2 protein-coding genes and 1 pseudogene are annotated in these 2,943 nt (G+C 59.6%); all 3 read left to right on the forward strand.

Annotated features, from left to right (window positions below; translation table 11 throughout):
• Positions 1 to 976 (forward strand): methyl-accepting chemotaxis protein (locus tag V6C16_RS10560; RefSeq protein ID WP_333543169.1); only part of this gene is annotated, 976 nt, incomplete at its 5' end.
• A 33-nt stretch (positions 977 to 1,009) separates the two neighbouring features.
• Positions 1,010 to 2,062 (forward strand): HD-GYP domain-containing protein, encoded by a 1,053-nt coding sequence (locus tag V6C16_RS10565; protein WP_333534587.1) that lies wholly within the window; start codon positions 1,010 to 1,012, stop codon positions 2,060 to 2,062.
• Between the two features lie 387 nt (positions 2,063 to 2,449).
• A pseudogene (locus tag V6C16_RS10570) lies at positions 2,450 to 2,943 on the forward strand (flagellar biosynthesis protein FlhF); the annotation flags it as partial.

Genomic DNA, 2,943 nt, shown 5'->3' on the forward strand with positions numbered 1-2,943 from the left:
CCGCCGCATTGCCGAGGCCGAGGAACAGAGCGCGGCGGCCCGCGAGCAAAGCAGGCTGGCCGCGGAAGCTACAGAAGAGGCCAATGCCGCCAAGGGCAAAGCAGAGGAAAGCCAAAGGGCCATTCTGCTGACGGCCGAAAACATCGAGGGCGTGACCGCCCGGCTGTATACGGCTACCGAGGAACTTTCGGCCCAGATTCAGGAATCCACCAGAGGAACCGACATCCAGCGGGAGCGCGTGGCTACTTCTGCCACAGCCATGGAAGAAATGAACTCCACCGTGCTTGAAGTGGCGCGCAATGCGGGGGTTGCGGCTGACGGGTCCAATCTTGCCCGGGAAAACGCTCTTCTGGGCGAATCGATCGTCCGCCAGTCAGTGGAATCCATCAGCATCGTGCAGACAGATGCCCAGCGCCTCAAAGGTTATATGGAATCATTGGGAGAAAGGGCGGAAAGCATCGGGGCCATCATGACGGTCATTTCAGACATCGCGGACCAGACCAACCTGCTGGCTCTCAACGCGGCCATTGAAGCGGCCCGCGCCGGAGAGGCCGGGCGCGGCTTTGCCGTGGTGGCCGATGAGGTGCGCAAGCTTGCCGAAAGCACCATGAACGCCACAAAAGAAGTGGGAGATGCCATCAGCGGCATACAGCAGGGAACCAGAGACAGCATCAGCGCGGTGGAACAGACCTCCAGCGAACTGAACGACACGGCCGCACTTGTGGAAAAATCAGGCCAGTCGCTGGTGGAGATTGTGGAAAATGTCGCCGCTGTGGCGGATCAGGTGCGCAATATCGCCGCAGCGGCTGAAGAACAGTCCGCGGCCAGTGAAGAGATCACCCGCGCCCTGGACGAAATAAACCGCATGGCCGACGAGGGAGCCACAGCCATGCACATGTGCGCCCAGGCAGTGGTGGAACTTTCCGAACAGACTGACGGGCTAAAAAATCTGGTTGTCGACCTGCGCGCCCAATAACCGTCCGCCGCAAGACCACTTGGAGAAGCGCGTATGCACATTGTATCTGTAGGAATGACTCCGACCCAGATCCGCCAACTGGAACAGGCCCTGCCCGGCGATACTATCACCCATCATTCCTGCGAAGAAGCCGCCCTGGACGCGATTCTCGCTTGGCCGCCCCGAGCTGTTCTGTATTCCCCCGCCGGCGACCCGGCGGGGGAGTACAGGTATGCTTTTCTGCGGCGCCTTTCTGAACTCGAACTGTCGTCAAGGCCGCCCGTCATCGTTCTGTCGGACCACAGCTCTCTTCTTGATAAGGAGGCTGCCTTCAGCGCGGGAGCCTACGATTATCTTACGCAGCCCGTCGCCAACAGAGAGCTTGCCACACGTGTGGCAGCCACTCTGGGCCAATGCCGCACCGAAGAGGCTCTTTTGCACCTGAGCGCCCACATGTCTTATTCCAGAAATATCTTTCTGAAAGGCATGGCAACCCTGACCGCCATGAAAGACCCGGATACCGGCGGGCATATCCTGCGCGTGGCCCGCTATATGAAGGTGCTGCTGGAAGACATCGCCATACAGATGCATGCCCTTGTCCCTCTGACCGAGCAGGATATAAAAGAAATAAGCAAGGCCGCAATTTTGCACGATATCGGCAAGGTACACATCCCCGATGCCATATTGCAGAAGCCCGGCCCCCTGACAGCCGAAGAGTTCGATACCATCAAAACCCATACGCTGCACGGCGGCAAACTGATCCACAGCCTCCGGCATATTTTCGATTCCCGTTTTCTTCAGTTCGCGGAAGAAATCGCACGCACGCATCACGAGCGATGGGACGGATCCGGCTATCCCCTGCGCCTGCAGGGCGCCGACATCCCCTTCGTCGGGCGGCTCATGGCGGTGGTCGATGTATACGACGCCACCAGATTCGCCCGCGTATACAAGAGCGCGTGGCCCCATTCCATATCTACCCAGTACATTATGGACAACAAAGGTGTGCTCTTTGACCCGGTTGTGACCGAATGTTTTTACAAAAAGCGAGAAACATTTAAAAACATTTCAACGTCTTTTCAAAAAACCGGCTCCATCTTCTTTTCCTGAATCCGGGGCGGTAGACGGGCAGCAACACTGTGCGGCCTGCCCGGGGCCACCGGGCGCACTCCCCTGCATACCGGAAGGCCCATATGCCCCGCCGCCCCGCCCCCTGTGCGAAGCCACGAATTCGCACAGGGGGACCTCCACAGGGGCAACACAATACGCTGTCAAAATTTCCCCTGTTCCCGCATACGCTGCGCTTGCCTCTTGCTCGCCGCTTTTTTATGACACGCCCCGCCGCAGGCTCATGCCACGGCGCGCAGGGCATATCCTCTTTGCCGGGCCGTATTTTCCAGCTTGGCCCCTAATTTGCAATTAGTCAGTGTGCTGTCAAACATACGGCACAACGGCAATAACGGGCGGCGCAATCGTCGCCAGTCATAAGGAAAGGCCATGCAGGTAAAGACGTTCACCGGCGCCGCATCGCAGGAGATTCTGGCAAGAATCAAGGCCGAAATGGGGCCAGACGCCGTCATCCTGGGCAACCGCACCTACCGCAAAAACGGTGAGGTCTGCCATGAAATCACGGCGGGGATGGAGCGCTCCCAGTCCGGCAACGGCGCGCCCGTCAGTGGGGTTCCCGGCGGCTGGGGCGAATGGCACAAGGAGTGGCAGCAGATCAAGGATCAGCTTTTCGCCCTCATGAAGCCCGCCATTCAACTGGAGCGCCTCACCCCCCGTCAGCGCGTCGCCCTTGAGTATCTTCAGCGCGAGGGTATTTCCGACGCGGTGGCCGTGGATCTCTATCAGCGGCTGGTGTCGCAGCCCGGCGCGTCGGTGCTGGAATGCCTGTGCGGCATGGTTCCGGTCAAGGGCTGGGGTCCGGCGTACTGGGAGCAGCGGCTGCACCTGATGGCGGGGCCGTTCGGCTTCGGCAAAACCACTAC

The organism is Desulfovibrio sp. 1188_IL3213 (genome assembly GCF_036763145.1).
Taxonomy (GTDB): domain Bacteria; phylum Desulfobacterota; class Desulfovibrionia; order Desulfovibrionales; family Desulfovibrionaceae; genus Desulfovibrio.